General features: G+C 46.3%; 32 protein-coding genes. 20 read left to right on the forward strand and 12 right to left on the reverse strand.

Translation table 11 applies throughout. From position 1 onward, the window contains the following. Nucleotides 1-289: 289 nt before the first annotated feature. Nucleotides 290-1,000, forward strand: a complete 711-nt coding sequence (locus BLQ32_RS17210) for a cytochrome c biogenesis CcdA family protein (protein ID WP_036809163.1) — start codon at nucleotides 290-292, stop codon at nucleotides 998-1,000. Nucleotides 1,001-1,083: 83 nt separating this feature from the next. After that, entirely contained in the window at nucleotides 1,084-1,593 is a 510-nt protein-coding gene (locus BLQ32_RS17215) for a CcdC family protein (protein WP_083335392.1), read from the forward strand. Nucleotides 1,594-1,679: 86 nt separating this feature from the next. Here BLQ32_RS17215 and BLQ32_RS17220 read toward each other — a convergent pair whose 3' ends face one another. Then, a complete protein-coding gene (locus tag BLQ32_RS17220) occupies nucleotides 1,680-2,114 on the reverse strand; it encodes a DUF2621 family protein (protein WP_074511469.1) in 435 nt (144 codons plus the stop codon). Between the two features lie 121 nt (nucleotides 2,115-2,235). Between BLQ32_RS17220 and BLQ32_RS17225 the strand changes: the two genes are divergently transcribed. The 4 genes from BLQ32_RS17225 (at nucleotide 2,236) to BLQ32_RS17240 (ending at nucleotide 3,530) form a co-directional block, all read left to right on the forward strand. Continuing rightward, on the forward strand, nucleotides 2,236-2,454 hold the full coding sequence (locus BLQ32_RS17225; protein WP_036809158.1) for a DUF1659 domain-containing protein: 219 nt from the start codon (nucleotides 2,236-2,238) through the stop codon (nucleotides 2,452-2,454). Between the two features lie 20 nt (nucleotides 2,455-2,474). Next, nucleotides 2,475-2,690: a DUF2922 domain-containing protein gene (locus tag BLQ32_RS17230; RefSeq protein WP_036809155.1), complete on the forward strand. Its 216-nt coding sequence runs from the start codon at nucleotides 2,475-2,477 to the stop codon at nucleotides 2,688-2,690. A gap of 55 nt (nucleotides 2,691-2,745) precedes the next feature. Beyond that, on the forward strand, nucleotides 2,746-2,874 hold the full coding sequence (locus tag BLQ32_RS17235; protein ID WP_074511431.1) for a YvrJ family protein: 129 nt from the start codon (nucleotides 2,746-2,748) through the stop codon (nucleotides 2,872-2,874). A gap of 95 nt (nucleotides 2,875-2,969) precedes the next feature. After that, nucleotides 2,970-3,530, forward strand: coding sequence for an SCO family protein (locus tag BLQ32_RS17240; protein WP_074511432.1), 561 nt, complete (start codon nucleotides 2,970-2,972; stop codon nucleotides 3,528-3,530). Between the two features lie 7 nt (nucleotides 3,531-3,537). Here the strand turns inward: BLQ32_RS17240 and mscL are convergent, their stop codons facing one another. Further along, on the reverse strand, nucleotides 3,538-3,927 hold the full coding sequence (mscL, locus tag BLQ32_RS17245) for a large conductance mechanosensitive channel protein MscL (protein WP_074511433.1): 390 nt from the start codon (nucleotides 3,925-3,927) through the stop codon (nucleotides 3,538-3,540). A 162-nt stretch (nucleotides 3,928-4,089) separates the two neighbouring features. Between mscL and BLQ32_RS17250 the strand changes: the two genes are divergently transcribed. Next, on the forward strand, nucleotides 4,090-4,737 hold the full coding sequence (locus BLQ32_RS17250; RefSeq protein ID WP_074511434.1) for a lytic transglycosylase domain-containing protein: 648 nt from the start codon (nucleotides 4,090-4,092) through the stop codon (nucleotides 4,735-4,737). Between the two features lie 41 nt (nucleotides 4,738-4,778). Here the strand turns inward: BLQ32_RS17250 and BLQ32_RS17255 are convergent, their stop codons facing one another. The 3 genes from BLQ32_RS17255 to BLQ32_RS17265 form a co-directional block, all read right to left on the reverse strand. Further along, a complete protein-coding gene (locus BLQ32_RS17255; RefSeq protein WP_074511436.1) occupies nucleotides 4,779-5,045 on the reverse strand; it encodes a GlsB/YeaQ/YmgE family stress response membrane protein in 267 nt (88 codons plus the stop codon). Between the two features lie 199 nt (nucleotides 5,046-5,244). Continuing rightward, complete coding sequence (locus tag BLQ32_RS17260; protein ID WP_074511437.1) at nucleotides 5,245-5,787, reverse strand: cysteine hydrolase family protein; 543 nt, start codon at nucleotides 5,785-5,787, stop codon at nucleotides 5,245-5,247. A 293-nt stretch (nucleotides 5,788-6,080) separates the two neighbouring features. Next, nucleotides 6,081-6,935: a site-specific integrase gene (locus tag BLQ32_RS17265; protein ID WP_074511438.1), complete on the reverse strand. Its 855-nt coding sequence runs from the start codon at nucleotides 6,933-6,935 to the stop codon at nucleotides 6,081-6,083. A 228-nt stretch (nucleotides 6,936-7,163) separates the two neighbouring features. Between BLQ32_RS17265 and BLQ32_RS17270 the strand changes: the two genes are divergently transcribed. From BLQ32_RS17270 to BLQ32_RS17285, 4 genes are all read left to right on the forward strand, one after another. Next, entirely contained in the window at nucleotides 7,164-7,670 is a 507-nt protein-coding gene (locus BLQ32_RS17270; protein WP_053166997.1) for a DinB family protein, read from the forward strand. Between the two features lie 125 nt (nucleotides 7,671-7,795). After that, nucleotides 7,796-10,507: an aconitate hydratase AcnA gene (gene acnA / locus BLQ32_RS17275; protein WP_036809130.1), complete on the forward strand. Its 2,712-nt coding sequence runs from the start codon at nucleotides 7,796-7,798 to the stop codon at nucleotides 10,505-10,507. Between the two features lie 288 nt (nucleotides 10,508-10,795). Next, nucleotides 10,796-11,236, forward strand: a complete 441-nt coding sequence (locus BLQ32_RS17280) for an acyl-CoA thioesterase (RefSeq protein WP_036809127.1) — start codon at nucleotides 10,796-10,798, stop codon at nucleotides 11,234-11,236. Continuing rightward, nucleotides 11,220-11,519, forward strand: a complete 300-nt coding sequence (locus tag BLQ32_RS17285; protein ID WP_036809124.1) for a hypothetical protein — start codon at nucleotides 11,220-11,222, stop codon at nucleotides 11,517-11,519. Before BLQ32_RS17280 ends, BLQ32_RS17285 begins: the two co-directional genes overlap by 17 nt. 79 nt (nucleotides 11,520-11,598) lie before the next feature. Here the strand turns inward: BLQ32_RS17285 and BLQ32_RS17290 are convergent, their stop codons facing one another. From BLQ32_RS17290 to plsY, 3 genes are all read right to left on the reverse strand, one after another. Continuing rightward, a complete protein-coding gene (locus BLQ32_RS17290) occupies nucleotides 11,599-11,994 on the reverse strand; it encodes a hypothetical protein (protein ID WP_074511440.1) in 396 nt (131 codons plus the stop codon). A 98-nt stretch (nucleotides 11,995-12,092) separates the two neighbouring features. After that, nucleotides 12,093-12,392, reverse strand: a complete 300-nt coding sequence (locus tag BLQ32_RS17295) for a HesB/YadR/YfhF family protein (RefSeq protein WP_036809117.1) — start codon at nucleotides 12,390-12,392, stop codon at nucleotides 12,093-12,095. A gap of 24 nt (nucleotides 12,393-12,416) precedes the next feature. Then, a complete protein-coding gene (gene plsY, locus BLQ32_RS17300; protein WP_074511441.1) occupies nucleotides 12,417-13,007 on the reverse strand; it encodes a glycerol-3-phosphate 1-O-acyltransferase PlsY in 591 nt (196 codons plus the stop codon). A gap of 224 nt (nucleotides 13,008-13,231) precedes the next feature. Here plsY and BLQ32_RS17305 point away from each other — a divergent pair, with 224 nt between their 5' ends. From BLQ32_RS17305 to BLQ32_RS17330, 6 genes are all read left to right on the forward strand, one after another. Then, entirely contained in the window at nucleotides 13,232-13,639 is a 408-nt protein-coding gene (locus BLQ32_RS17305; RefSeq protein WP_082304890.1) for a CoA-binding protein, read from the forward strand. A gap of 183 nt (nucleotides 13,640-13,822) precedes the next feature. Continuing rightward, nucleotides 13,823-15,793 (forward strand): DNA topoisomerase IV subunit B, encoded by a 1,971-nt coding sequence (parE, locus tag BLQ32_RS17310; RefSeq protein WP_074511442.1) that lies wholly within the window; start codon nucleotides 13,823-13,825, stop codon nucleotides 15,791-15,793. Continuing rightward, entirely contained in the window at nucleotides 15,790-18,219 is a 2,430-nt protein-coding gene (parC, locus tag BLQ32_RS17315) for a DNA topoisomerase IV subunit A (protein WP_074511444.1), read from the forward strand. The genes parE and parC overlap by 4 nt, the downstream gene beginning before the upstream one ends. Before the next feature lie 202 nt (nucleotides 18,220-18,421). Then, on the forward strand, nucleotides 18,422-18,685 hold the full coding sequence (locus tag BLQ32_RS17320) for a hypothetical protein (RefSeq protein ID WP_074511445.1): 264 nt from the start codon (nucleotides 18,422-18,424) through the stop codon (nucleotides 18,683-18,685). 194 nt (nucleotides 18,686-18,879) lie between these two features. Then, nucleotides 18,880-19,362: a DUF2975 domain-containing protein gene (locus BLQ32_RS17325; protein WP_074511447.1), complete on the forward strand. Its 483-nt coding sequence runs from the start codon at nucleotides 18,880-18,882 to the stop codon at nucleotides 19,360-19,362. Between the two features lie 15 nt (nucleotides 19,363-19,377). Further along, a complete protein-coding gene (locus BLQ32_RS17330; RefSeq protein ID WP_074511448.1) occupies nucleotides 19,378-19,593 on the forward strand; it encodes a helix-turn-helix domain-containing protein in 216 nt (71 codons plus the stop codon). A gap of 295 nt (nucleotides 19,594-19,888) precedes the next feature. On the opposite strand, the gene BLQ32_RS17335 is transcribed toward BLQ32_RS17330, so the two are convergent. Further along, nucleotides 19,889-21,187: an NAD(P)-binding domain-containing protein gene (locus BLQ32_RS17335; protein ID WP_074511449.1), complete on the reverse strand. Its 1,299-nt coding sequence runs from the start codon at nucleotides 21,185-21,187 to the stop codon at nucleotides 19,889-19,891. Nucleotides 21,188-21,246: 59 nt separating this feature from the next. Further along, nucleotides 21,247-21,564, reverse strand: a complete 318-nt coding sequence (locus BLQ32_RS17340; protein ID WP_074511451.1) for an ArsR/SmtB family transcription factor — start codon at nucleotides 21,562-21,564, stop codon at nucleotides 21,247-21,249. A 165-nt stretch (nucleotides 21,565-21,729) separates the two neighbouring features. Between BLQ32_RS17340 and BLQ32_RS17345 the strand changes: the two genes are divergently transcribed. The 3 genes from BLQ32_RS17345 (at nucleotide 21,730) to BLQ32_RS17360 (ending at nucleotide 24,363) form a co-directional block, all read left to right on the forward strand. Further along, on the forward strand, nucleotides 21,730-22,437 hold the full coding sequence (locus BLQ32_RS17345; protein ID WP_074511452.1) for a class I SAM-dependent methyltransferase: 708 nt from the start codon (nucleotides 21,730-21,732) through the stop codon (nucleotides 22,435-22,437). 373 nt (nucleotides 22,438-22,810) lie between these two features. Then, nucleotides 22,811-23,404: a GNAT family N-acetyltransferase gene (locus tag BLQ32_RS17350; protein WP_074511453.1), complete on the forward strand. Its 594-nt coding sequence runs from the start codon at nucleotides 22,811-22,813 to the stop codon at nucleotides 23,402-23,404. Between the two features lie 617 nt (nucleotides 23,405-24,021). Continuing rightward, the gene (locus BLQ32_RS17360; protein ID WP_074511456.1) at nucleotides 24,022-24,363 is read left to right on the forward strand and encodes a hypothetical protein; all 342 of its coding nucleotides are present in this window, start codon (nucleotides 24,022-24,024) and stop codon (nucleotides 24,361-24,363) included. 205 nt (nucleotides 24,364-24,568) lie between these two features. Here the strand turns inward: BLQ32_RS17360 and BLQ32_RS17365 are convergent, their stop codons facing one another. Then, the gene (locus BLQ32_RS17365) at nucleotides 24,569-24,928 is read right to left on the reverse strand and encodes a hypothetical protein (RefSeq protein ID WP_074511458.1); all 360 of its coding nucleotides are present in this window, start codon (nucleotides 24,926-24,928) and stop codon (nucleotides 24,569-24,571) included. A gap of 92 nt (nucleotides 24,929-25,020) precedes the next feature. Continuing rightward, a partial coding sequence (locus BLQ32_RS17370) for an ATP-binding protein (RefSeq protein ID WP_175557142.1) occupies nucleotides 25,021-25,291 on the reverse strand: 271 nt, incomplete at its 5' end.

Here is a 25,291-nt window from a genome sequence, read left to right on the forward strand (position 1 = left end):
ATGTAGAAAGCTACATAAGGAAAAATGAAAAAAGTTCAAAACAAGAAACAAGAAGAGAAAATCCAGCAATAAAAAAGGAAAAACAGAGGGAAAATGATATGATGATAAAAAATAAAAGAACCAGCAAATAGGCGCGGCCCGTAGTCGAAATTTTCCTAGGGCATCCTTTCTATTTTTGTCAGGTGATTCTTCCTTTTTTCATTGTCCACAAAGATGTCACAGGCAAAGAGGCGGTCATGTAAAGACAAATTTGGTAAGATAGGGAGAGCATAGTGAAAGGGTGACAATTGTGGCCAGTGATATCAATTTGTTTCTCGCATTTGGTGCGGGATTTTTGAGTTTTATTTCGCCCTGTACGCTGCCGTTGTATCCGGCATTTTTATCGTATATAACCGGGATGTCGATAGATGAGCTCAAAAACGACAAAAAGGTCATGCGCAAACGCGGCATGTACCATACCTTATTTTTCCTGTTAGGATTTTCAACCATTTTTATTGCCCTCGGATTCAGCACTTCTTTCTTTTACGAATGGTTTGTCCGGTATGATGAACTGATCCGCCAAGTCGGGGCCATTTTCATTGTCTTGTTCGGCTTGATGATTGTCGGTGTTTTTACGCCGAAGTTCTTGATGCAAGATCGGAAAGTGTCGTTTAAAAACCGTCCGTCCGGCTTCCTTGGAACATTCGTTATCGGATTGGCTTTTGCCGCGGGGTGGACGCCGTGTACCGGACCGATTACAGCAGCCATTTACGCGCTTGCTGCAACGAACCCGGGGTCCGGCATCTGGTATATGGTAGCTTATATTCTCGGCTTTGCGATTCCGTTCTTCGTCTTGTCATTCTTTGTGGCCCAGACAGGATGGCTGCGCCGCAACAGCCAAAAGATTATGACCGTTGGCGGCTATGTCATGATTGCTGTCGGTGTGCTTCTGTTCTTTGATGGCATGACGTACCTAATCCGTATTTTGAGCCCGGTTTTCGGCGATTTCCAAGGATTCTAATGATGAAGCAGGTGGAAGCATGAGTACTAGATTTATAATAGAAGAAAATGGCCTAAAAATACGGAGCTTCGGAGTTGACCGACATGTTTGAGTTTCTGGAAATGGTTCCTCCTTGGATTATGCTGGTGGTGACCACTGTCGGCGCGCTGGGTATGGGGATTATGGCAATGATCGTCCGCAGCAAATCTGCCAAAAAACCGGCTTCGGCGAAAAAAATCATTTTGCCTCCTTTATTTATGTCTACGGGAGCTTTGATGTTCGTATTTCCTTTTTTCCGAGTCGCACCTATCCAAATAGGAGAAGCATTGCTCGTCGGCGTATTGTTTTCCACGGTGCTGATTTGGTCATCCAAGTTTGAAATCCGCGACGGCGATATCTATTTAAAACAATCAAAAGCCTTTGTTTTTATCCTGATTGGCTTATTGCTGATCCGTGTGGTCGGCAAAGTCGTGCTAAGTTCTACGATTGATATCGGGGAACTGGGCGGCATGTTCTGGATTCTGGCCTTTGGCATGATTGTTCCATGGCGTCTTGCCATGTACCTGCAGTATAAAAAATTGCAGGGAAAACTGGAAAGCGCAGTCCCTAATTGAGGGCTGCGCTTTTTTAAAATCAAATCTGTTGTAATATAGCGCAGAGAGCAAGAAAAACGCCATTCCCTCAAAAGGAATGGCGTTTGTTATTTCTCGAAATATTGCTCGTACGGCGAAATGTCGATTTTCATTTCCGCCAGCTTTTTCCGGAGGAATTTATGGTCGCGTTTTGGCGTCGCAATGATATATCCTCGGATAATATGTTCAAGCTTCATTTTCTTCACTTTTTCTTCCAACAAGATCTGGCCGATTCTGCCAGCGATTTTTTGCTTAGCCACAGGGCGGAACAAGTCTGGAACCGGCTGCACCAATTCGTTCAGCATTGCTTTTTCTTCCGTACCCCACAAGTGGATGGTTTTATCCACGTAATACTCTTCCCAGTTCAAATCCGATAAGCCGTCTTTTTTGGGCATCGACTTTAAAAACTTCCGGAACATGAAATAGCCGCCGATTGCAAACAAGCCGACCAATACCACGACCCAGAACAGGATAAACCATAAAAACCAGCCTTCAAGTGCCACTTTGTTCACCTCGTTTATTCTTACCTTCATCTATTATAGAAGGATTTTCGTAAAAATTCATCCAAAAGGTATCTCTTTTTTTGATTTGTGTCTATATAGCGAATGAAAGGAGGTGATCGACATGGCAGCAAGCGAATTTAAAAGTGCAAGCATCCGGTGCACATACGACAACGGGTTGGACGACAAAGGAAAGACAAAGAAAAAAGTAAAAGCGTACCACAACGTAACGGAAACAGCTGCGGCTGACGCCATCCACGCCGTCGCCATCGTATTGACAGGCTTTGGCACGAAAGAGCTGATGTTCCTGGAAAAACAGTCCGGACTCAACATTTACGCATAATGACAAAGGGGGATTAACGAATGGCAAAAACATTGGAATTGATCTTTGCTACAACTGCGGGCAAAGAAGTCACGCTGTCGGTAGAGGATCCGCGCGAGAACGTCACTTCGCTTGAACTTCAGGCGGGCATGCAGACGATCATTGCACAAAATATTTTTGAAGTGGAAGGTTCACGTTTTGCTGCCGCCAAAGGCGCCCGCATCGTGGAACGCAACGTCGTCGATTACGAAGTTTAACAAGTGGGCTCTCCTGATTCGGGGGAGCCTTTTTGAATAGAAGCGAGGTGGAAAAATGGATGAGTGGATGCGGTTGATCCAGGAAGTGGGCTTCCCGATTTTTGTATCTTTTTACTTGATGCACCGGGTGGAAGCGAAGCTAGTGGCGATACACGATGCACTGGTGACATTAAAGCTTTCCTGACTTCACAGATTTGTGACAAAGAGCAGAGAGGTTCAGTTGAATTGGCCAGGGGCATTCGCTATGATTAAGGTTATGGATGAATGGAGGAATGCATCATGAGACATCTGCGAATTGCCCTCCTGATGGGGCTGATCCTGATTCTTTCAGCCTGCGGCAATCAATCAATTGAGGATTTTTCCTATACCGATCATAGAGGGGAGCAAGTTTCCCTGGATAGCTTAAAAGGGAAGCCATGGCTTGCCACTTTTGTCTTCACCAATTGTGAGACGGTCTGCCCGCCGATGACGTTTAACATGGCCGGCATTCAGGAAAAACTGGTGGAAGAAGGCATCGAAGATTATAAAATTGTAGCGTTCAGTGTCGATCCTGAAGAAGATACACCGGAAAAAATGCAAGCGTACTTGGGCAATTTTTCTGTGCCCGATGAATCCAAATGGCATTTGTTGACCGGGTACAGCCAAGAAGAAATCGCAGACTTTGCCGTTGACAATTTCAAGGCGCTGGTCAAAGACGATCCGAACAGCGACCAGGTGGTCCATGGCACTTCGTTTTATTTGATGGATGCAGAAGGGGCCGTCGCCAATAACTACGATGGCTATACGGATGTGCCGGTAGACGAGATTGCAGGCGACTTAAACGAATTGATCCAAAAATAAAAACCGGTCATAGACCGGTTTTTTCTTTTGCCAATAAATCCCGAATTTCTAGCAGCAGTTCTTCTTTTTTATCCAGCACTTCAGGCTCCGCTTCAGCAGGCACATCTTTTTTGCGTTTCAATTTCGTAAAAATGCGAATAACTAAGAAAATAGAGAAGGCAACGATGAAAAAGTCGATGACGGATTGTGCAAACAGTCCGTACCGTAATTCTGCCCCTTGAAATGTATAAGTCCAGTCTTCAACGCTAAAACCGCCGAGCAAGATTCCGACTGCCGGCATGATGATGTCTTCTACCAATGAGGAAACGATTTTCCCGAATGCAGCTCCGATAACGACTGCAATTGCCAAGTCCAATACATTTCCTTTTAAAGCAAATTTCTTAAAGTCCTCCCACACATGATCACCTCCTAAACTTCAGTATAGAGTTAGGGTGAATGGTTTTCAATATTATTCTACCAAAACGATTCGAAGTCGTACTTTTTTAAGCGAAAGATGGATGCAGATAAGTAGGATAAACTGTGGTAAACTGGGGAAAATGGACATTTAGGTGTGGGAAGAATGAAGAAAAAAAGAAAACTCAAGCGGAGCATCCGTTTGAAATTGTGGTTTTTAATTATCCTGTTTCCAGCTGTTATTGTGCTGACCACACTGTTTGTCGTGGTTTTTTATATAGTTAATCCAATGTCAGTCGCGAATACATTAAAAGAAGCGCCACAACAATTATTTGAAATCGAATTGCCTGAAGAAAACATTCCGCTTTATCAAGAGGCTGCGGATGCATTCGGCATCCCCTGGACATTGCTTGCCGCGCACCACCGCATTGAAACGAAGTTTTCGACGATGGATCCTTTGCTTTCGCCGGTCGGGGCAGAAGGGCATCTTCAGTTTATGCCGTGCACGTTTGTCGGGTGGACCCATCCGACATGCTCCGGAAAAGGTCAAGGGGAAATTCCTGAAAAAGAAAAGACCGATCCGGCCGTTATTGCAAAATATGGCGGGTATGGGCTTGACGGGGACGGTGACGGAGTAGCCGATCCTTATAATCTGGCGGATGCACTTTACAGTGCGGCAAATTACTTGTCGAAGAACGGGGCAGCTGATGGGAAACTTGAGCAAGCCATTTTCCAGTATAACCACAGCGACCAATACGTAAAAGATGTTTTGCATTATTACCATTTATACGAAGAGCAGTTTCCGGACCAATAAAAAAGAGACCCCATAACGGGATCTCTTTTTTTATTGGCTTATTAAGTTCTTCTTGTTCTGCCTTTACGCATAGATCCAAGAATTAGGCTTAAGATAAATACTAATACCAAAGCACCAATCAATGCAGGGATTAGATAAACGCCCCAAATTTCTGGACCCCAATCGCCTAGTAGCAAGCTACCTAGCCAAGCACCAACGATACCTGCGATAATGTTACCAATAATGCCGCCTGGGATGTCTTTACCAAGGATTAGACCTGCTAGCCAACCGATGATACCGCCCATAATCAAGAATAATAAGAAACTCATTCTGTCCAACTCCTTTTTTAGTAATGAATAAGTGCTACACTCTAGATATAACCTTAATCATGACTTTTGAAACATAGAGTTGAAAAAAAATTTTTGAAAACCTGTTTTTTCATGTCCTCCGTAGCAGTAAGAAAGAAGGTTTCATGCAGTGGAAACCTCAATAAAGTCTGTAGGAGCAGTCCAATCGCCTGCTTCTTTTTCAGCGCACTTCGGCGCCAAGCGTGTTTTGGAAATGGCCGAGCGCCCATTCATGGCCAACCGGGTTAAAGCTTGCAACCGCGTCTTGGTGAATCACAATATTGAATCCTTTGTTATAAGCTTCGACAGCCGTATGCAATACGCAAATGTCGGTGCAGACGCCCACAATGTGAATTTCTTCGATGGCTCTTTCGCGCAGCAGGATTTCCAGGTTGGTTCCTGCAAACGCACTGTAGCGGGTTTTGTCCAGCCAGACAATGCGGTCTTGATGCTGTTCATACACTTCTGAAAGACGGCCATATAAATTTCTGCCGGCTGTGCCCCGGATATTGTGATCCGGGAAGAGTTTGGATTCGGGGTGGAAGTCGTTGTTGACCTCGTGGAGATCAACTGGAAAAACGACGTAGTCTCCAGCTTGTACAAATTCCTCCGTCAATGAGCAAATCTTTTCTTCAATGGCCTGGCCGGGCTTTCCGCAGGTCAAGGCCCCGTCATCCGCCACGAAATCGACTGTATAATCCACTACCAATAACGCTTTTTTCATCTGTTTGCCTCCTAATCTTTTATCCTCTTAATCTAATCACAAATGGGCTTTTTAAAAAAGCAATATTCATTCTTGCCAATAAAAAGAATTTTCTGTATACTCCTTAAAAGGAGATGAGAATATGGTATATGAAAACACTGAGAAACTGAACCGTCAGGCTTTCTGGTTTGTGGTTCTCCATACTTTGCTCATTATCAATTTTGCCATCGATTTTGAGGTGTTCATGTGAAACAGCCATTAAAATAACCTGCTCCCGCATATAAACGGGGAGCAGGTTATTTTAATGGGATGAGTTAATCCCGTTTCAAGCGGGTCAGGGAATCCTTCAGCATACGGGAAGCCGAGTCGAGCGAGACACCCATGATTTCCTGGATTTCCTCCAAATTTTTGTGTTCAACCGCGTATAAATGATGGACATAAGCAAAACGGATGTCCCCGGAACGAATCGGTGTGCCAAGAAACGCAGACAGCGATTCGGTATAATCGGACAGCGATCCCATTTTGAACATGGTGTATTCGTCTTTCACTTTGGACGACAAGAGGTAAGGCGTATTGCGGAAAACCGCCCGTTCAATGCCGTCCAGCATCACGGGGATTTCCTTTTCCGTAAATTCGATATGAACTACATAACCGTCTTTCTTTTCAACCGTCAGCTCGAGCACATCGCCGCGGTCGACAAAGTCTTCCACTTCGATGGCTGCCATGTCACGCAGGCGAAGCCCGCGCATATAGAGGAGAAAAAGAATTTTTGCCGTCAGCGATAATTGGTCGGAATCGAGTACCGACGCCTTCTTTTCCAAAAGCACTTCGTAATTGACGTGGATGTCGGATGGCCGCAAATCCAGTTTTTGATTGAATTTGAATTTCGGCATAAAATCCACCGGAATCCGGCCGATTCTCCACATATAATCAAACCATTGCCGAATATAAATCAGTTTCCGGTTCAAGGTGCTGTCCTTGATGCCGGTCGCGTATTCTTCCTGCAGAAACTTTTGAATATCAATTGGACGAATTTCATGGGGTTCCACTTGTTTCTTATATGTTTTTCGCAAATAAGCGAACAGCGAGCGGATCAATTGCACTTCATGGACAACCGTATTCGGACTAATGCCATTTTCTAACCGATACTTTTCATAACCATAAGGCATAAAGCAGCACCCCTCCTCCATAATTATCCTTAATTATACCACTAATCCGGAAAAATAGAACGTATTTTCCCTTAGTAAAAGCCTGTGAAACAACGGTTTTATCAGGTTTTTCGCCTTTTTGGGCTAAATGCGCCAGGAACAGGAAAAATTACACGAAAAGAAAGCTTTATTTAAATCCGATAAGGGTATGCCTACTATAGAAGTCCATATCACAGATGGGGGATTGCCATGTTTAAAGAAGAGAACGCAAAAATCAGGAAGGCAGTTTTGCAAGCGGTGGAAGGGTGGCCGGACGAAGTCCTGAACACGAAACCTTCCGCTGATGAATGGTCGCCAATGCAAATCCTGGACCATCTTCAATTGATGGAAGGGGTAGTGGCCAAAAATGTCGCCCGTCAATTGGGGAGCGAAAAAAGCGAGAAAGCGGTCAAGAAACCGATCCAGCTGACCGTCAGCCGCATGATAAAAGTGGACGCACCGAAACACGTCGTGCCGTCCGAAGAATTTATTTCCCTGGCCGATATGAAAAAACGGCTGGAAGATTCAACGGCGTTCTTGCATCAAGTATACGATGGGACCACCATTGAAGAGCTGGAGAACAAGTCGCTGCCCCATCCGGTCTTCGGCAAAGTCCCGTTGATCCAATGGTTTCCATTTGTCGGACTTCATGAGAAACGGCATTTAAAGCAGTTGGAAAAGACTCTGGACAAACTCAAATCAGAAAAGACTGGGTAATTCATAAAACTTATTACAATGTATAAATTTAATGTAATTTACTTATGCTTCTCTTTTCGATATGATGGAGGAGGAGAAAAGACTCTTACCCGGCCTTTTCAAAGATTTAAAGGAGGAACATGATCATGGCAAAAAGCAGTTTGCACAACAGCCGTACTTCTTTTGAGCTAAATGGCAAAACGTATAACTACTATCGTTTAGCTGCTTTAGAAGAAGCAGGAATCGCGAAAGTATCACGCCTTCCTTACTCAATCAAAGTACTTTTGGAATCCGTATTGCGTCAGCATGACGGATATGTCATCAAAGACGAGCATGTAGAAGAATTAGCAAAATGGGGCAAAAATGCCAACAAAGATGCGGAAGTACCATTCAAGCCGTCACGCGTAATCCTTCAGGATTTCACGGGTGTACCGGTTGTCGTTGACTTGGCAGCACTTCGTTCAGCTATGTCTGAACTTGGTGGAGACCCGAACAAAATCAACCCGGATGTACCGGTTGATCTCGTTGTTGACCACTCTGTCCAAGTAGACAGCTACGGTTCAAACGAATCGTTGAAAATCAACACGAAACTTGAATTTGAACGCAACGCAGAGCGCTACCAGTTCCTAAACTGGGCTCAAAAAGCATACGACAACTACCGTGCTGTTCCACCGGAAACCGGTATTGTTCACCAAGTTAACCTTGAGTACTTGGCAAGCGTTGTCCATGCGATCGCAAACGAAGATGGAACATTTGAAGCTTACCCGGATACACTAGTTGGTACGGATTCTCATACAACGATGATCAACGGCCTTGGTGTACTTGGATGGGGCGTCGGCGGTATCGAAGCGGAAGCGGGCATGCTGGGACAACCTTCATTCTTCCCAATTCCGGAAGTTATCGGCGTTAAATTGACGAACGCATTGCCAAATGGTGCTACGGCTACTGACTTGGCACTGAAAATCACTCAAGTGCTCCGCCAAAAAGGGGTAGTTGGGAAATTCGTTGAATTCTACGGCGCGGGTGTTACGACATTGCCGCTTGCTGACCGTTCAACAATTGCCAACATGGCTCCTGAATACGGCGCTACTTGCGGATTTTTCCCGGTTGACGAAGAAGCGCTTGATTACCTTCGCCTGACTGGCCGTGAAGACAGCCACATTGAAGTTGTAAAAGCTTACTTGCAAGCCAACGACATGTTCTTCGATGCAGACAAAGATCCTGTTTACACAGATACAATCGAACTTGATCTTTCAACAATCGAACCAAACTTGTCAGGCCCTAAACGTCCGCAGGATTTGATTCCTTTGTCTGAAATGAAGACAGAATTCAACAAAGCGGTAACGGCTCCTGAAGGCCCGCACGGTTTCGCACTTAGCAACGAAGAAATCAACAAAACAGCAACGGTGAACTTCAAAGACGGTTCAACAGCGGTTATGAAGACTGGCGCGATCGGCATTGCGGCGATCACTTCATGTACAAACACTTCAAACCCATACGTAATGCTAGGCGCTGGACTTGTTGCGAAAAAAGCAGCAGAAAAAGGCCTAATGCCACCGGCTTACGTAAAAACTTCTTTGGCACCAGGTTCAAAAGTTGTTACGGGCTACTTGCAGCAAAGCGGCCTGCTTGAGTACTTGGAGCAAATCCGCTTCAACTTGGTAGGTTACGGCTGTACAACATGTATCGGTAACTCAGGCCCAATGCTTCCTGAAATCGAAGATGCGATTTTAGACAGCGACTTGTTGGTAACTTCTGTACTTTCCGGTAACCGTAACTTTGAAGGACGTATCCACCCGCTTGTAAAAGCGAACTACTTGGCTTCACCGCCATTGGTTGTTGCTTACGCACTCGCTGGAACAGTTGATATCGATCTTCAAAACGATCCGATCGGACAAGACAAAGAAGGCAACGATGTGTTCTTGAGCGACATCTGGCCGACGACGGAAGAAGTCAACGAAGTCGTGAAGAGCACCGTTACACCTGAATTGTTCCGCAAAGAATACGCACGCGTGTTTGACGAAAACCAAACTTGGAATGCCATTGAAACTAATGACGATTCTCTCTATGCGTTTGACGAAGAGTCTACGTATATCCAGAACCCGCCGTTCTTCCAAGGACTTTCTGTTGAGCCAAAAGCGATCCAGTCCCTGGATAACTTGCGCGTAGTGGCTAAATTCGCGGATTCAATTACAACTGACCACATTTCACCAGCTGGCGCCATCGGCAAAGATACTCCAGCAGGGAAATACTTGCGTGAAAAAGGCGTAGAACCTCGTAACTTCAACTCTTACGGATCTCGCCGCGGTAACCACGAAGTGATGATGCGCGGAACGTTCGCAAACATCCGTATCCGTAACCAAGTGGCACCAGGCACAACAGGCGGTTTCACAACCTACTGGCCAACTGGTGAAATCCTGCCAATCTACGATGCAGCGATGAAATACCAAGAACGCGGTACAGGACTTGTTGTTCTTGCCGGCAAAGACTACGGCATGGGCTCTTCACGTGACTGGGCTGCCAAAGGTACATTCCTTCTAGGCATCAAAACAGTCATCGCTGAAAGCTATGAGCGTATTCACCGTTCAAACCTTGTGATGATGGGTGTTCTTCCGTTGCAATTTGTAAACGGACAAAACGCTGACTCACTTGGCTTGACTGGCCGCGAAAGCATTTCTGTCAACTTGACTGACGACGTGAAACCACGCGACGTCCTGAAAGTAACAGCAACTGCTGAAGACGGTACCGTTACAGAATTCGACGCACTTGTGCGCTTCGACTCTGAAGTAGAAGTAGACTACTACCGCCATGGTGGTATCCTGCAAATGGTATTGAGAAGAAAACTGGTTGAAGCATAAGAGAAAAGCGGAAGCGTCCGTTTAGTCCCGACAAGCGCTGGAGGGCTTACCGTGAATGGCGAACTTTGCCATTTGCTGTAAGACCGAAGCGACTCGAGGGACTGGACGCTGCAGCTGGACAAGAAAAGCGGAAACTGCGAAGTAAAAAAAGATCAGACGTCCCCTGAATCAGGACGTGTGAATCTGAGTAAGTCAATTCCTTACACCCAAATAAGGCTGCCCTCGGGCAGCCTTATTTTTTATTTATCGAACGATTTTCTGTATACTTACATAGAGGTGAAAGAGAACATGCATATAAGCGACAAAGAAATTGAAATCCGCTACGCGGAAACCGACCAAATGGGCGTGGTCTACCACGCGAACTATATTATCTGGCTGGAAATCGGCCGGACGCAATTGATTGAAGACCTGGGCTTTACGTATGCCGGGATGGAAAGTGAAGGCTATCTGTCACCGGTGACCGATATTTCCATCCAGTACAAAGCGGCGATGCGCTACGGCCAGAAAGCGACAGTCCGCACATGGGTGGAAGACCACGGACGTCTGCGCACCACTTACGGCTATGAGATCTTGCACGAAGACGGAACGATTGCCGCTACGGCGACTTCTGAACACGTGGTGGTCAAAAAAGATTCGTTCCGCCCGGTGTCACTGAAGAAAATCTATCCGGAATGGCACGAGAAATACGAAGAAATCAAAAAGCAGGCAACTGATGGCGTTCGGAGTTAAACGAGACGAATTGAATCGCTGGAAAGAGAATGTCGAGGCGGGCCAAATCGCATTTTTGACGCATTACTGGATCGACGAGCGTTTTCCAGGTTGTGCAACGGTCACAAAAGTGGGCTGCAGCGACTTGGATAAATTGGAACAGTGGGGGAAACAATATGGTTTGAAGCGTGAGTGGATGGATTTGCGGGGCAAGTACCCGCATTTTGATTTGTTCGGGGAGCACCAGCGCCGCATTTTGGCGGCGGAAGGCCAAGCGGAGCATTTGCGGCGCTTCAATTTGTAACAGGCGATGAAAATACTTTTTAAAACTGCGGGCAGCGCACAAGCTGTCCGCAGTTTTTTTATGGAGAAAACCAGAAGGACTACAAATCGATGAAATCCTCGATGTACGCTTGCAGCTCTTCTTGGATGTCCTGTAAATTTTCATCGAGCAAGTCTCCGCTCAACCGGCTGCCGGGGAGGTTTTGGGTTACAGGCAAGCCAAGAAATAGCCTTTCGCATGTCCAAATAGGGATATTATGCAAATCGATGAGTTCTCCGTGGTCATCGCAAATACTGACGACAAGCGAAGAACTGTATCCAGGGTGGAAAGGGTCGGTGCCGACTTTTTCAATTCCGGCATCGAGCATTTCGTATTCCTGCAGGAACAAGCCTTGAAAGCGAGCGAGCCAGCTTTGCACGTAACGCGTAAGTTCCATTTCCTTGCGATGGATTTCCTGCTTTAACGACTCACTGAATTCTTTCTGGCGAAACCGCATATCCGATTCCTTCTTTCCGTGAGAGATTATTTTCGGTCAATTGTCAATAATGCCGATAAAAAAACACTGCCGAAGCAGTGCAGGTCGATCTTTTTCAGTTAGGCACTTTCTTTTTCGTAGGAATAGTCCAATTCCTTTAACTCATCGTTTACGGTAACGTGCAGATCGTGTCCATCAAAATACCAGACATCGGTCTGTTCCACATAATAAGTGACGCCGTCGCGTTCAAGCACAGCTGCGGTTTCCGAAGGGACATCTTTTGTCACACCGAGTGAAAAACCGGGCTGAAGTTTGCTCGAACCCCCGTAGCGGACGTAAAACCGGACCGCTTCTCCAGCGGCGACTTCCATTTCTTCTTGAAACCACTTGAATGCATCTTCACTGATGTTGATTTTCACTCCATGCACACCCTTTCGTAGAATTTACCATTTGATTTTCGGTTCGGTTCCAGCCTTGATCCGGCCAATATTCGCCCGATGGCGGTAAATGATGAACGATGCCAGGACAATGATGACTGCCAGGAACAAGTAGTCGCCTGTATTGATCGCATAGATGGTGGTGTAAATAACGGCCACAACCGCCAAAATGATGGAAGACAGCGAAACCATTTTGGTGATTTTTAAAGTAATCAACAGAACCGCCACCGCCACCAGGAAAAGCGGCCATTGGTACCCGAGCAGGATTCCGCCGGAAGTCGCTACGGCTTTGCCGCCTTTGAATTTCGCGAAAACTGGGAACATGTGGCCAACAACAGCAATCACCCCGAAGATCAGCGGGTGGATATTGGTGTCGATATAAAGCGGGATCAAGGTGGCCGCCGTCCCTTTTAGAATATCCAGTACGGTCACGACGATCCCCGCTTTGGCGCCTAGGGTCCGGAACGTGTTGGTCGCCCCGAGGTTGCCGCTTCCTTTGGTCCGGATGTCTGTGTTGTAAAAGATTTTTCCGATCCACAAAGCGGAAGGAATTGAGCCAAGCAAATAAGCTATAAGTACTGGAAGCAATGTATTCATTTTGAACTCCTTTGAACCATACTATTTATCCTGCATCAACAGCTAAAAAGCGGCCATTAAAACCTAAGTGAGCGGCTGCCAGCTGGGCTGGATCGCCCACGGAATGCCGTTTCACTTTACGTTTTTAGTTTAACACGAAGCGAGTTCTTTGAACAATATGTCTCTGATTGTTCACCTGCCCCCCTCAAATAAGGTATGATAGAATAAAAGGACAGGTGATTCTCATGAACAATCCAAGCCGTGAAGAAATCAAGAAAATCCTCGATACTGCAAAAACCATCGCAGTCGTGGGCCTAAGCCCGAATCCGAACCGGACTTCTTATATGGTATCTGAAGCGATGCAAAAAGCGGGCTACCGCATCATTCCGGTCAACCCCGTTGCCGACGAAGTGCTGGGGGAGAAAAGTTATGCGACGCTCGCTGACATCCCGCATCCGGTCGATATCGTCAATGTGTTCAGACGCAGTGAATTTTTGCCGGAGCTCGCAAAAGAGTTTGTCGGGATCGATTGCCCTGTGTTTTGGACGCAGTTGAATGTGGTAGATGAAGACGTTTTCAAGGAATTGGCGGATGCCGGCTATACCGTGATCATGGACCGCTGCATCAAAGTGGAACACGCCATCCTGAAGTAAGGAAAAACGGCAGCCGGGCGTGAAATTTTCAATGATTCCGCAGGCTCGCCAAGCGGCAGCAAAACCGATTTAGGCAGAAGGGCGCCCTGCGCTCTTTTTTCTATGATAATTGACAGATGGCCGCGTTACCGATACGATTAAAAGAGAAGAAAGTACGAACAGATGTTTGTTGGAGGGAACTTAATGGCAAAAACTAAAAACACGGCATACAACGAAGAAGCGATTCAAGTACTCGAAGGCCTAGATGCCGTTAGAAAACGCCCGGGTATGTATATTGGCTCGACCGACACCAGAGGGCTTCACCATTTGGTCTATGAAATTGTTGATAACTCTGTCGATGAAGCACTCGCCGGATTTGGAGATAGAATTACCGTCACGATCCATGAAGACAACAGCATCAGCGTCCGGGACTACGGCCGCGGAATGCCGACCGGCATGCACCGAAGCGGAAAACCGACGCCTGAAGTCATCTTGACGGTGCTTCATGCCGGCGGGAAATTCGGCCAGGGCGGCTATAAAACGAGCGGAGGCCTCCACGGAGTCGGGGCGTCCGTTGTCAACGCGTTGTCGAAATTCCTGGAAGTGACGATTTACCGGGACGGCAAAAAATACCGCCAGCGCTTTGAAAACGGCGGCAAAGCGGTCACGACGCTCGAAGAAATCGGATCGACCAAAGAAACCGGCACCACGATCCATTTCCTGCCGGACGAATCGATTTTCTCGGTCACCAAATACAATTACGAAACGCTCAGCGAACGCCTGCGCGAATCGGCGTTTTTGCTGAAAGGCCTGAAAATCGAACTGATCGACAAACGCACCGAAACCGAAGAAACTTTCTTTTTTGAGACGGGCATTGAAGCGTTTGCTGCTTATTTGAACGAGGAAAAAGACGTCTTGCATCCGGTTGCTTATATCGAAGGCGAACAGGATGACATGGAAGTGGAGTTTGCGTTCCAGTTTAACGACGGCTATTCCGAAACGATCCTGTCGTTCGTCAACAACGTCCGCACGCGTGACGGCGGGACACACGAAACCGGTGCCAAAGCCGCAATGACGCGTGTCTTCAACGACTACGCCCGGAAGATCAATTTGCTGAAAGACAAAGACAAAAACCTGGAAGGTTCGGACATCCGCGAGGGGCTTGCAGCCATCGTGTCGGTCCGGATACCGGAAGGCCTTTTGCAGTTTGAAGGCCAGACGAAAAGCAAGCTCGGCACAAGCGAAGCGAGAAGCACGGTCGATGCGATTGTTTCCCAGAAACTGATGTACTTTTTGGAAGAAAACGCCGACCTCAGTGCGTCTCTTGTCCGAAAAGCTATCCGTGCTTCCCAGGCCCGCCTGGCAGCCCGAAAAGCCCGGGAAGATGCCCGGAACGGCAAAAAGCGCAAAAAATCGGATGTGCTGCTGTCCGGCAAATTGACGCCGGCCCAGTCGCGGAATGCATCCAAAAACGAATTGTACCTGGTAGAGGGCGACTCTGCCGGCGGTTCTGCCAAACAAGGCCGGGACCGTACGTTCCAGGCGATTTTGCCGCTGCGGGGGAAAGTCGTCAATACCGAAAAAGCGAAGTTGGAAGAAATCATGAAAAACGAAGAGATTTCGACGATCATCCACGCCATTGGCGGCGGGGTATCGAGCGATTTCTCGATTGATGACATCGCCTATAACAAAATCATCATCATGACCGATGCCGATACGGACGGGGCGCACATCCAGGTGCTGCTCTTGACGTTCTTCTACCGCTACATGAAGCCATTGATCGAAGCAGGGAAAGTGTTTATTGCCTTGCCGCCGCTCTACAAAGTATCCAAAGGCGTCGGCAAAAAAGAAGTCGTCGATTACGCCTGGACCGAAGCGGACCTCGAAGCGTCGACGAAAAAAGTCGGCAAAGGCTATATGCTGCAGCGCTATAAAGGGCTCGGTGAGATGAACGCCGACCAATTATGGGAAACGACGATGAATCCTGAAACCCGGACCTTGATCCGTGTGACGATCGAAGACGGCGCACGTGCTGAAAGACGAATTACGACACTGATGGGCGATAAAGTAGAACCGCGCCGCAAGTGGATTGAAAACAACGTCGATTTCGGAATGGAAGACGACGCCAATATTTTAGAAAATGATTTGATACATGCTGAGGAGGAAGTTGTATGACACAAACCGAACGTTTTCAAGATCTGCCCTTAGAAGAAGTCATCGGCGATCGGTTTGGGCGTTACAGTAAGTACATCATCCAGGACCGGGCATTGCCGGATGCGCGGGACGGGCTGAAACCCGTTCAGCGCCGAATTTTGTATGCGATGTATAAAGAAGGCAACACCAACGACAAAGCGTTCCGGAAATCGGCCAAAACGGTCGGGAACGTTATCGGCAACTACCATCCGCACGGAGACACTTCCGTTTACGAAGCGATGGTGCGGCTGAGCCAGGATTGGAAAATCCGCCATATGCTCGTTGAAATGCACGGCAACAACGGCTCGATGGACGGCGATTCACCGGCAGCGATGCGTTACACCGAAGCACGGCTTTCGGCAATTGCCGGAGAATTGCTGCGCGATATCGACAAACGCACCGTGGAATTCATCCCGAACTTTGACGATTCCGATATGGAGCCGACGGTACTCCCGGCGAGCTTCCCGAACCTGCTCGTAAACGGATCGACCGGTATTTCTGCCGGTTACGCTACGGACATCCCGCCGCATGCTTTGCACGAAGTGCTTGATGCCGTGCTGATGCGCATGGACAAGCCGAACGCGACAGTCGATGAATTGATGACCGTGATCCACGGACCTGATTTCCCGACCGGCGGCATCATCCAAGGCGTCGACGGCATCAAAAAAGCGTATGAAACCGGACGCGGCAAAATTGTCGTCCGTTCCAAAGCGGATGTCGAGCCGTTAAAAGGCGGAAAAGAACAAATTGTCATTACCGAAATTCCGTTTGAAGTGAACAAAGCGAACATGATCAAGAAAATTGATGACCACCGCTTTGACCGCAAATTAGAAGGCATTTCGGAAGTGCGCGATGAGTCGGACAGAACCGGCCTGCGCATTGTCATCGAACTGAAAAAAGACGTCGATGCCAATGGCATTTTGAACTACCTGTATAAAAACACCGACCTGCAAGTGAGCTATAACTTCAATATGGTCGCCATCTACAAACGCCGCCCGACGATGATGACCTTGCAGTCGATGCTTGACGCTTATATCGACCACCGCAAGGAAATCGTAACGAAGCGTTCGGAATACGATCTGCAAAAAGCGAAAGACCGCATGCATATCGTCGACGGCTTGATGAAAGCTTTGTCGATTCTCGATAAAGTGATCAAGACAATCCGGGCATCGAAAGACAAGCGGGATGCGAAAAACAATTTGATTTCTTCGTTTGAGTTTTCCGAAGCCCAAGCGGAAGCGATTGTTTCCCTTCAGCTATACCGCTTGACCAATACCGACATTACAGAACTGCAGAACGAAGCAGCTTCTTTGAAGAAAACAATCGATGAACTGACGGGTATTTTAACCAGTGCCACAAAGCTGAAAAACGTCATCAAAAAAGAATTGTCGGCTGTCCGTAAGCAGTTTGCGGAGCCGCGCCGTTCTGTCATCGAAGAGAAAATCCAGGAAATCACGATTACCCGTGAAGTGATGATTCCAAGCGAAGACGTCATCGTGACCGTGACGAAAGAAGGCTATGTGAAACGCACCAGCCCGCGTTCGCATGCCGCCTCAAACGGCCAGGGCTTTGCGATGAAAGACAGCGACCATCTGTTGTACGAAGGCAATTTGAATACGCAGAACACCATTCTGCTGTTTACGTCGAACGGGAATTTTGTTTACCAGCCCGTCAACGAATTGCCGGACATCAAATGGAAAGATCTTGGCCAGCATTTGTCGAGCATCGTACAGCTGGAGCCGAACGAATCGATCCTGTCGGTTTATCCGTTTGAAAACTTCGATGCGGATGCCAGCATCCTGACCGTTTCGAAGCAGGGAATGGTCAAACGATCTGCGCTTCAGGACTACCAAGTCCAGCGCTATTCCCGCACGATCAAGACGATGAACCTGAAAAAAGGCGATTCAATGATCTTTGCCGGGCTCGTGACCGATGAAACCGAACTGTTCATCGCCACGAACCAAGCGTACGGCGTGCGTTTCCCGTTAGACGAAGTGCCGATCACCGGACTCCGGACAGCGGGCGTCAAAGGCGTGAATTTGAAAGACGGCGACTTCGCGGTGTCTGCGATTATGCTGGATGCAGAAGAAAAGCAGGAGCTGGTTCTGGTAACAAACCGCGGAGCCGCTAAGAAGATGAAACTGCAGGAATTTGAAACTGGCGGACGGGCGAAGCGCGGCGTCGTGATGCTGCGTGAACTGAAAGCCAACCCTCACCGTGTAGTGGCCGTTGTCGGTACTTCAGGAAGAGGCGAAGAAATCCTGATTGAAACGGCAAAAGGCGTACGTTTGACGCTTGCCGTCAACAACTTGAAACCGGTTGACCGTTATTCGAACGGGTCATTCGTCCTTGATGAAGGAACCGATGGCACGCCGGTGACCGTCTACCGATTAGAGAAAAAAGAATAACAAAGCAGAAGCGCCTCCTTGCCGGGAGGCGCTTTTTCACACTTATAAGAATGTACTTATAAATGAAATATAATTATTATGTAATCTTTTTGGAATTGTTAACTTCTGGTATACTAGTGGAAATAATCAAAATCACTAAACAGAGGACTGAAATCGGCAGCGGGTGGAGTTGGATATAACCAGCGCTAAAAGGGGGAAACAGATGAAAAGATCAACTTTTTTCAGCTTGTTGGTCATGCTGTTAGCTTTTGGAGTCTATTTTCGTTTAATAGAGTCTTTGTTGGAATCAAATCGCTTGTTGGCCTTTGCCGTTTTCCTGTTGATCTGGATGGCGGTGCGCGCGATTGGCCGGGCACTTGAAAGACGATTTGAATTTTTGGACAAACAGATGGATCCGCAAACCAGTGTCTGGCTGACTGTCGGTTTATTTATTGTTGTCCCAGTGCTGATGTTTTCACTAGGTTAATCCCTTTCGTCATCCAACTAACTAAACTGCTGACAAAAACGTTCCTCCGTTTGGAAGAACGTTTTTATATGGAAACCATGTTTTTATTTTCTATTTAAACAACAATTTTATAACTTATTTCAATATTATTTTATTGCAAAACGATAAATAAGCTGATAAAATCAAAGCAACAAGAATAAAGTGAGGTGCTGATAATGAAACACGGTTCGACGCTCTTTTTAAAAATTGTCATTCTGTTGTTGGGGCTGCCGGTTCTGGGCGGCTGCCTTTATGGATTGACGCGCTTTGATCCGAATTCGCCTTACTGGGCAACTCCGGAGCTGGAAAAATTGCAGTACCCGTTGCTGATCGGCATGTATGCCGCAATGATTCCATTTTTCATCGCGTTGTACCAGACACTGAAACTGCTTGGCTATATTGACCGCAACCAGGCGTTCTCGGAGTTGGCGGTAAAGTCGTTAAAGCGCATTAAACACTGTGCGATGATCATCAGCGCCCTGTTCGTGCTGGAGCTGCCGTTCTTTTACTTATTGACGAAAGCGGACGACGCACCGGGTATCCTGATGGGGCTCTTTGTGATTTTTGCTTCACTGGTGATTGCCGTCTTTGCGGCTGTTCTCCAGAAACTGCTGCAAGACGCCATCCGCATTAAAGCGGAAAACGATTTAATCGTCTGATATGGGGTGAAAGCAATGGCAATGATCATCAATATTGACGTGATGCTCGCAAAACGAAAAATGAGTGTTACGGAACTGTCGGAGCGTGTCGGCATCACGATGGCGAACTTGTCCATCTTGAAAAACGGCAAAGCCAAAGCGGTCCGGCTGTCCACGCTGGAAGCGATCTGCAAAGCGCTAGACTGCCAGCCGGGGGATTTGCTGGAATATCGAAACGAACAACGTGAATAAAAAATGAAAAGACAGGCTGTCGCAACGGACGGCCTGTCTTTTTCTGCGGCTAAGGCAGCCTAATAAGTCATGCTTCCTTCCTGGAAGGCAGTACTGGAAATAGAAAAAACATAAATCAATTTTTTAAATGAACCTGCTTCTGGAGTACCTTGCCGCTCGGACTCCAAATCGCTTCCATGTTTCCGTTAAATTAAAACAGGCACTTTCTCTATCGAAAGTGCCTGTCCACTTGGAGCGAAATGCAGAAAGGCTGGCGAAGGTTTCTGGGCAGCCTGTCATTCGGTTGAGTACGGGATTAGCTGCAGCAAGACGAACCCGTATCCGCTGGAGTCAACATCTTGAAGGAAACGGGGCGGCTCGAACAGACGCCGGTTTCCGGCAGGTTCAACTCCACCCGCTTTGCGGCTTCTGTGTCTCCGCTGAGATGCGCAACGACTGAACGGGCCTGTTCATAGCCGGTCGCCATCAGGAAAGTCGGGGCGCGGCCATAGCTTTTCACACCGATGATGTAAAAATCCTTTTCAGGCTGGCGCAATTCCTGTTCTCCGTGCGGCCGGACCGTGCCGCAGCTGTGGATGTTCGGGTCAATCAACGGCGCGAGGGCCGGCACACTTTCAAGCGCTGGGTCGAAACTGTAGCGGACTTCGCGCAGGAAAGAGAAATCCGGTTTTGAGCCGGTATTCGCTATGATTTCATCAAACGGACCGAGTTCCACTCCATCGCCGTTTTTCTGGGCCATCAGCGTTAAGCTGCGATCCGTGTTTACTTGCGCCGACACAATGGAAGTGGAAGTATGGGTTGCCATTTTGCCTTCTTCTAAGACATTCCCGACACGGCTGCCAAGTGCTCCGCGTGCCGGCAGCTGATCGCTGCTTCCACCGCCGAGCGCACTGTCAGCGTTTGGCCCGCGCAGGATCCAGGAAATGGCCGTATTCGGTGCATCTTTTTGAAGCTCAGCCAAGTCAAGAATCGAGTTCAAGGCGGAATGCCCGCTGCCGACAATGGCGACGCGCTTGTTTTCGAATTTGCTGCGGGCAGCTCCGAGGATATCCGGTATGTTGAAGTGCACATGTGGGTTGTCTCTCTCCGACATGCCGCCTGAGGCAATCGGGTTTGGCTGCTGCCAAGTGCCAGTCGCATCGATCACGGCTCTTGCTTGCAACGGACGGACCACGCTGTCCTGCTGCACCAAAAGTTCAAACGGCCGTTCTTCGCGGCCGATTGACTTCACTTTATCGAGCCCCTTCCGGCTGATGTGCATTACTTTGCTGTTCAGATGGATAAATGGTTTCATTTCCGGGAGATTCCCGAGCGGCTGCAAGTATTGTACAGCAATTTCCCGGCCATATGGCAAGGCTTTTGGACTCGGCAGCGGTACATCATGCTGTTCCAGCAGTTCTTTTGCCGCTTCATCGATATTGTATTGCCAGGTTGAAAACAGGCGAACATGGCCATAGTCCAAAAAGTTCGTGCCGAGCTGGGCACCGGACTCAAACAGGACAAACGATTGGCCGCGTTTCACCAACTGGGCCGCAGCGGCTAAGCCAACCGGCCCTCCACCAATAATTGCGACAGGTAATTGTGAGATTTTCATAAAAAACACTCCTTCATCAAATTATTTTGATTTATTAGTTTGAAGAAAAACCATCCTGGTTAACAAGATGGGCTGAGGACGCGGCAGATTTCGTTGGACAGGAGCCGGTCCATTTCCTTGCTGTTTAATGAATAATAACTCCACGTTCCGCGGTTTTCCTTGTGCAAAAGCTCCGCATTCAATAAAATCTTCAAGTGGTAGGAAAGTTTCGATTGCGGAATCGCCATTTCGTCGACCAGATCGCATACACAGACGGAACCTCTCCGGCAAATCAGATTGAGCAGCTCCAGGCGTTTTGGATCTGCCAGTGCTTTGAACTTCTGTGCATAGAGGTCAAGGTCCGGAGAAGTGGAAATCGGTTCTGTACTTGAAGCCATGCGAATCCCTGCTTTCTATTAATCAAATTTATTTGATTTAATCATAATACAAATGAAAAGAGTGTACAAGCGTTTTCTAAGATTTTATTGAATCCAGCGCGGGTTACAGATAAAGTAGTAAAGAAATAGAGTTACCAATAACTGTAACAGCCAGGAGGCAGCGCGATGAAAGACAAAGTGACCGATGTATACAATCAACTGGCAGGATACTACGCCAATGAGGCGGACTGGAAGAGCCTGTACAACATCGAATATGAGCGGCCGGCCATGGTGGCCCAAATGCCGGCTGATTTAACCGGATTGACTGTATTGGATGCGGGCTGTGCAGCGGGCTGGTATAGTGAGCAATTTTTGACTGCTGGAGCGAAAGTGACGGCAGTGGATTTCAGCCCGGAAATGGTCAAAGCGGCCAAACAACGGACGAAGGGGAAGGCAGAAGTTCTGTGCCTGGATTTGGCGGGCGACTTACCGTTTGAAGATCAGTCATTTGATCTGATTGTCAGTTCGCTGACGCTTCATTATCTGAAAGACTGGGGCAAAACATTCCAGGAATTCAAGCGCATTCTAAAGCCAAATGGCCAATTGGTGTTTTCGGTCCATCACCCGATGTCGGATATTGAACTGCTTCCGGAAGCTCACTACTTCGACATCGAATTGCTGACCGACCACTGGACAAAAGCAGGAAAAACTTACGAAGTGCTCTTTTACCGACGTCCGCTCAGCGATATCCTGAATAGCACTCTCCGCTGCTTTTCCATTGGGAAGGTCGTTGAACCTGAGCCAACCTTGAGAATGAAAGAACTGGCGCCAGAGAGTTACGTGCGGCTGATGAAGAAACCTCAGTTTATCATTCTGAAGGCTAATAAATCGTGAACATCATTAAGAAGTTAACTCTCTAAATGGACATCCCTGCATATAGGCGCGAGGAGATAGTGAAGCGTTCGTAAAAGTTCATAAAGAAAAGTAAACGTTCGTAAAGCTGTATGAGACTTTTGCGAACGGTTTTTAGGGGGATATCAGGTGATTTTAAGACGTTCGTAAATGTGTACTTTTACGAACGGTTTACTCTTCAATGCTTTGTTCAAAAATCAGCTTGATAGCTAACTTAGGCATCAAGGGAAATAATGTTATAATTACTCCAATGTAAAAATTAGGGAAATTCTTTATTCACAAGAAAAACGTGACCTAAGAAAAATTTACAAATCAAGACTTTTTAAAATGAAAATACTTCTAAGGGGATGACATCTTGATATCAAAAGAAGCCGATTTTGAGATTCAATTAGAAACAGAAAGATTGATCGTGAGACCGCTTAAAAAAGAAGATTACCAAAATTGGCTAATGGAGTTTGAAAGGCGAAATCCATCTCAACATAGACACGATGAAGGAAAAAAGGACATGAGCGAATGTACGGAGGAATGGTTTCGGCAGCTGATTGAAAAACAACGGGAGTTGGCTACAAACGATATCGCTTATATTTTTGGGGTATTCCGCAAACCTGATAACAAACATATCGGCATGATCGATTTTTCTACATTGGAACGAATGGATTTTCAATGGGGGCGGATTGGCTATACGATTCATAATCAGCACTGGCGAATGGGGTATGGCAAGGAAGCTGTCAAAGCAGCTCTTACTATTGCTCATAAGGATTTAAAGTTTCATCGGATTGAAGCGCATATTAACGTTGACAATACGGCTTCCATGAAATTAGCCGAGAGTGCTGGGATGAAATTCGAATGTAAAAGAGAAGGGTTTATTTTTGAATTTGGTGAGTGGACCGACAACTTAATTTATTTTATTAACTTCAATGATATGCCATCTTCTTCTAATGGAAATTGAGAGACGGAAAGTAACTTGGACTAGTTCCACAGCTATAAAATTAATTAGTGAAGAAAATAGTGATTTTATATATCCCGACATTATTAGAAGTTATTTAACAGAAAATTGGAGAAGATGCAGTGGAAAATAGATGTACTGGAAGATCAACAGAAGCAATTACTTGCGCCTAGTACGGGAAGAACCCGATTTAGATGCCCCAGAATCGTCCACGCAACAGGATAGAAACAAACCTGAACCGGTAACGCCTAAGAAAGACACACAAAGTTTCTGGGAAAGGATCTGGAACAAATGAATTCTTTAAATCATGTAGTAGATCCCCAGATATGAAAGGAAGAGATAAGGTGAAATTCGTAAAAGGCATGTATGTGATTTTAGTTCTTTTTATGACAGTTAATTTTTTAAGCGTCTTTGTATTTAACGATACTTATTCCAGCATTGCTTCATGGATTAACGTGTTGCTATTTTTACTGGGCAGCGTCTTTTATATAAATGCTCGCCATGATCTAAAAAGAGAATTTTAATGAGGCTAACAAGGAAACTGAATGTAACTTTAGTGCAGTTAAGTTACATTCGCCTGACATTATAAAGTTTGGATAAGGAAAATTAACAGGAATAAGGTGAGATCTATCAAAACATATGAGAGTTACGTAAGAAGAGCCAATTTTTATGAACTATTCCGGTTCAAAAGAAAAGCGATTGAAGTGATGAAGGAAATATCCAGTCAACCATTTTCAAGTTTAGAAATAGGAAGTGGCTATATTTATATTGGATTTATGTATAAAGATTTGAAGGAGCTAACTTCTGCAAGCCACTATTTTGAATCTGCCCTAAACCTTTGTAAACACGAGCAGTATCCCTACAGTCCGAATTATAAGAAAATCATCGAATGTTTTGTTGAAAATGGAGAGTTTGAGAAAGCTTTGAAATGGCATGAACATTTAATTGACCGAGCAAGCTAAGAAAAGAAATTCTTGAAGTTAAAGAAAATCAATTTAAATCGTGAAATTTGAAAGTGAATGTAACTTATTGTGAAGTAAGTTACATTCAATTGCTCTCTGTTCCTGGGGGCTTAGATCAAAAATAGAATATCGATTCATTAGCAAAAATCAGAAAAAAAGCCGTATCAAATTGATACGACTAAAATTATTCCTGATTATAATTTATTTACTTTTCGTCAAGTGGCAAGGCTAATTGAACTTTTTCCGGATGTTCCTTCATGTCCTCCAAAACTTGTTGTGCGAGTTTCTCAGATTCCTCTTCACTACCTTCAGTCAAGATATCGATTTCGATAGACTTTTGCTCTTTTTCAAGTGGCAAGGAAAGTTGAACTCTTTCCGGATGATTCTTCATATCTTCCAAAACTTGTTGTGTAAGTTTCTCTGCTTCTTCTGCGCTACCTTCGGTTAAAATATCAATTTCGACAGCCTTTTGCTCTTTTTCAAGGCTATATGGTTCCGCAAATACATTATTCAACATCAAGAAGAACAATACAGTTAGTAGTGTTAAAGCTTTATAAACCTTCATAATTTTCATCTCCTCTAGTTTTGTATTTTGCAATAGAAAAGTGCAGAGTGTTGCAACGTTTTTTACAGAGTGTTGCCGCCAAAGGTGGGGTGTTAGTTAATGCGTGATAATGCATTGGTTAAACGATAGCTTTCGCCCGTATAGGTGATGATGTGCGCATGGTGGATCAGTCGATCCACTAGTGCTGCCGTTAGCCGGCTATCGATAAAGATGCGGTTCCATTGGCTGAACTCCAGGTTCGAGGTGACAATCAAACTCTTCTTTTCATAAAACTCGGTAATGAGTTGAAAGAGAATTTCGGCGCCTTCCTTACTGAAAGGTACGTAACCCATCTCATCTAAAATTAGCAGTTGAATATCATCG

The sequence above is a fragment of the Planococcus glaciei genome (assembly GCF_900099655.1).
GTDB classification, from domain to species: Bacteria; Bacillota; Bacilli; order Bacillales_A; family Planococcaceae; genus Planococcus; species Planococcus glaciei.

What these genes read in the sequence shown, in the direction of transcription:
- plsY (WP_074511441.1), bottom strand. Translation starts at nt 13,007, where the DNA reads ATGAATACATTGCTTCCAGTACTTATAGCTTATTTGCTTGGCTCAATT.
- BLQ32_RS17345 (WP_074511452.1), top strand. Translation starts at nt 21,730, where the DNA reads ATGAAAGACAAAGTGACCGATGTATACAATCAACTGGCAGGATACTAC.
- BLQ32_RS17285 (WP_036809124.1), top strand. Translation starts at nt 11,220, where the DNA reads ATGGCGTTCGGAGTTAAACGAGACGAATTGAATCGCTGGAAAGAGAAT.
- BLQ32_RS17320 (WP_074511445.1), top strand. Translation starts at nt 18,422, where the DNA reads ATGAAAAGATCAACTTTTTTCAGCTTGTTGGTCATGCTGTTAGCTTTT.
- BLQ32_RS17335 (WP_074511449.1), bottom strand. Translation starts at nt 21,187, where the DNA reads ATGAAAATCTCACAATTACCTGTCGCAATTATTGGTGGAGGGCCGGTT.
- parC (WP_074511444.1), top strand. Translation starts at nt 15,790, where the DNA reads ATGACACAAACCGAACGTTTTCAAGATCTGCCCTTAGAAGAAGTCATC.
- BLQ32_RS17325 (WP_074511447.1), top strand. Translation starts at nt 18,880, where the DNA reads ATGAAACACGGTTCGACGCTCTTTTTAAAAATTGTCATTCTGTTGTTG.
- acnA (WP_036809130.1), top strand. Translation starts at nt 7,796, where the DNA reads ATGGCAAAAAGCAGTTTGCACAACAGCCGTACTTCTTTTGAGCTAAAT.
- BLQ32_RS17305 (WP_082304890.1), top strand. Translation starts at nt 13,232, where the DNA reads ATGAACAATCCAAGCCGTGAAGAAATCAAGAAAATCCTCGATACTGCA.
- BLQ32_RS17290 (WP_074511440.1), bottom strand. Translation starts at nt 11,994, where the DNA reads ATGCGGTTTCGCCAGAAAGAATTCAGTGAGTCGTTAAAGCAGGAAATC.
- BLQ32_RS17265 (WP_074511438.1), bottom strand. Translation starts at nt 6,935, where the DNA reads ATGCCTTATGGTTATGAAAAGTATCGGTTAGAAAATGGCATTAGTCCG.
- BLQ32_RS17365 (WP_074511458.1), bottom strand. Translation starts at nt 24,928, where the DNA reads ATGAAGGTTTATAAAGCTTTAACACTACTAACTGTATTGTTCTTCTTG.
- BLQ32_RS17230 (WP_036809155.1), top strand. Translation starts at nt 2,475, where the DNA reads ATGGCAAAAACATTGGAATTGATCTTTGCTACAACTGCGGGCAAAGAA.
- BLQ32_RS17330 (WP_074511448.1), top strand. Translation starts at nt 19,378, where the DNA reads ATGGCAATGATCATCAATATTGACGTGATGCTCGCAAAACGAAAAATG.
- BLQ32_RS17240 (WP_074511432.1), top strand. Translation starts at nt 2,970, where the DNA reads ATGAGACATCTGCGAATTGCCCTCCTGATGGGGCTGATCCTGATTCTT.
- BLQ32_RS17225 (WP_036809158.1), top strand. Translation starts at nt 2,236, where the DNA reads ATGGCAGCAAGCGAATTTAAAAGTGCAAGCATCCGGTGCACATACGAC.
- BLQ32_RS17280 (WP_036809127.1), top strand. Translation starts at nt 10,796, where the DNA reads ATGCATATAAGCGACAAAGAAATTGAAATCCGCTACGCGGAAACCGAC.
- BLQ32_RS17255 (WP_074511436.1), bottom strand. Translation starts at nt 5,045, where the DNA reads ATGAGTTTCTTATTATTCTTGATTATGGGCGGTATCATCGGTTGGCTA.
- BLQ32_RS17250 (WP_074511434.1), top strand. Translation starts at nt 4,090, where the DNA reads ATGAAGAAAAAAAGAAAACTCAAGCGGAGCATCCGTTTGAAATTGTGG.
- BLQ32_RS17270 (WP_053166997.1), top strand. Translation starts at nt 7,164, where the DNA reads ATGTTTAAAGAAGAGAACGCAAAAATCAGGAAGGCAGTTTTGCAAGCG.
- BLQ32_RS17235 (WP_074511431.1), top strand. Translation starts at nt 2,746, where the DNA reads ATGGATGAGTGGATGCGGTTGATCCAGGAAGTGGGCTTCCCGATTTTT.
- BLQ32_RS17260 (WP_074511437.1), bottom strand. Translation starts at nt 5,787, where the DNA reads ATGAAAAAAGCGTTATTGGTAGTGGATTATACAGTCGATTTCGTGGCG.
- parE (WP_074511442.1), top strand. Translation starts at nt 13,823, where the DNA reads ATGGCAAAAACTAAAAACACGGCATACAACGAAGAAGCGATTCAAGTA.
- BLQ32_RS17340 (WP_074511451.1), bottom strand. Translation starts at nt 21,564, where the DNA reads ATGGCTTCAAGTACAGAACCGATTTCCACTTCTCCGGACCTTGACCTC.
- BLQ32_RS17215 (WP_083335392.1), top strand. Translation starts at nt 1,084, where the DNA reads ATGTTTGAGTTTCTGGAAATGGTTCCTCCTTGGATTATGCTGGTGGTG.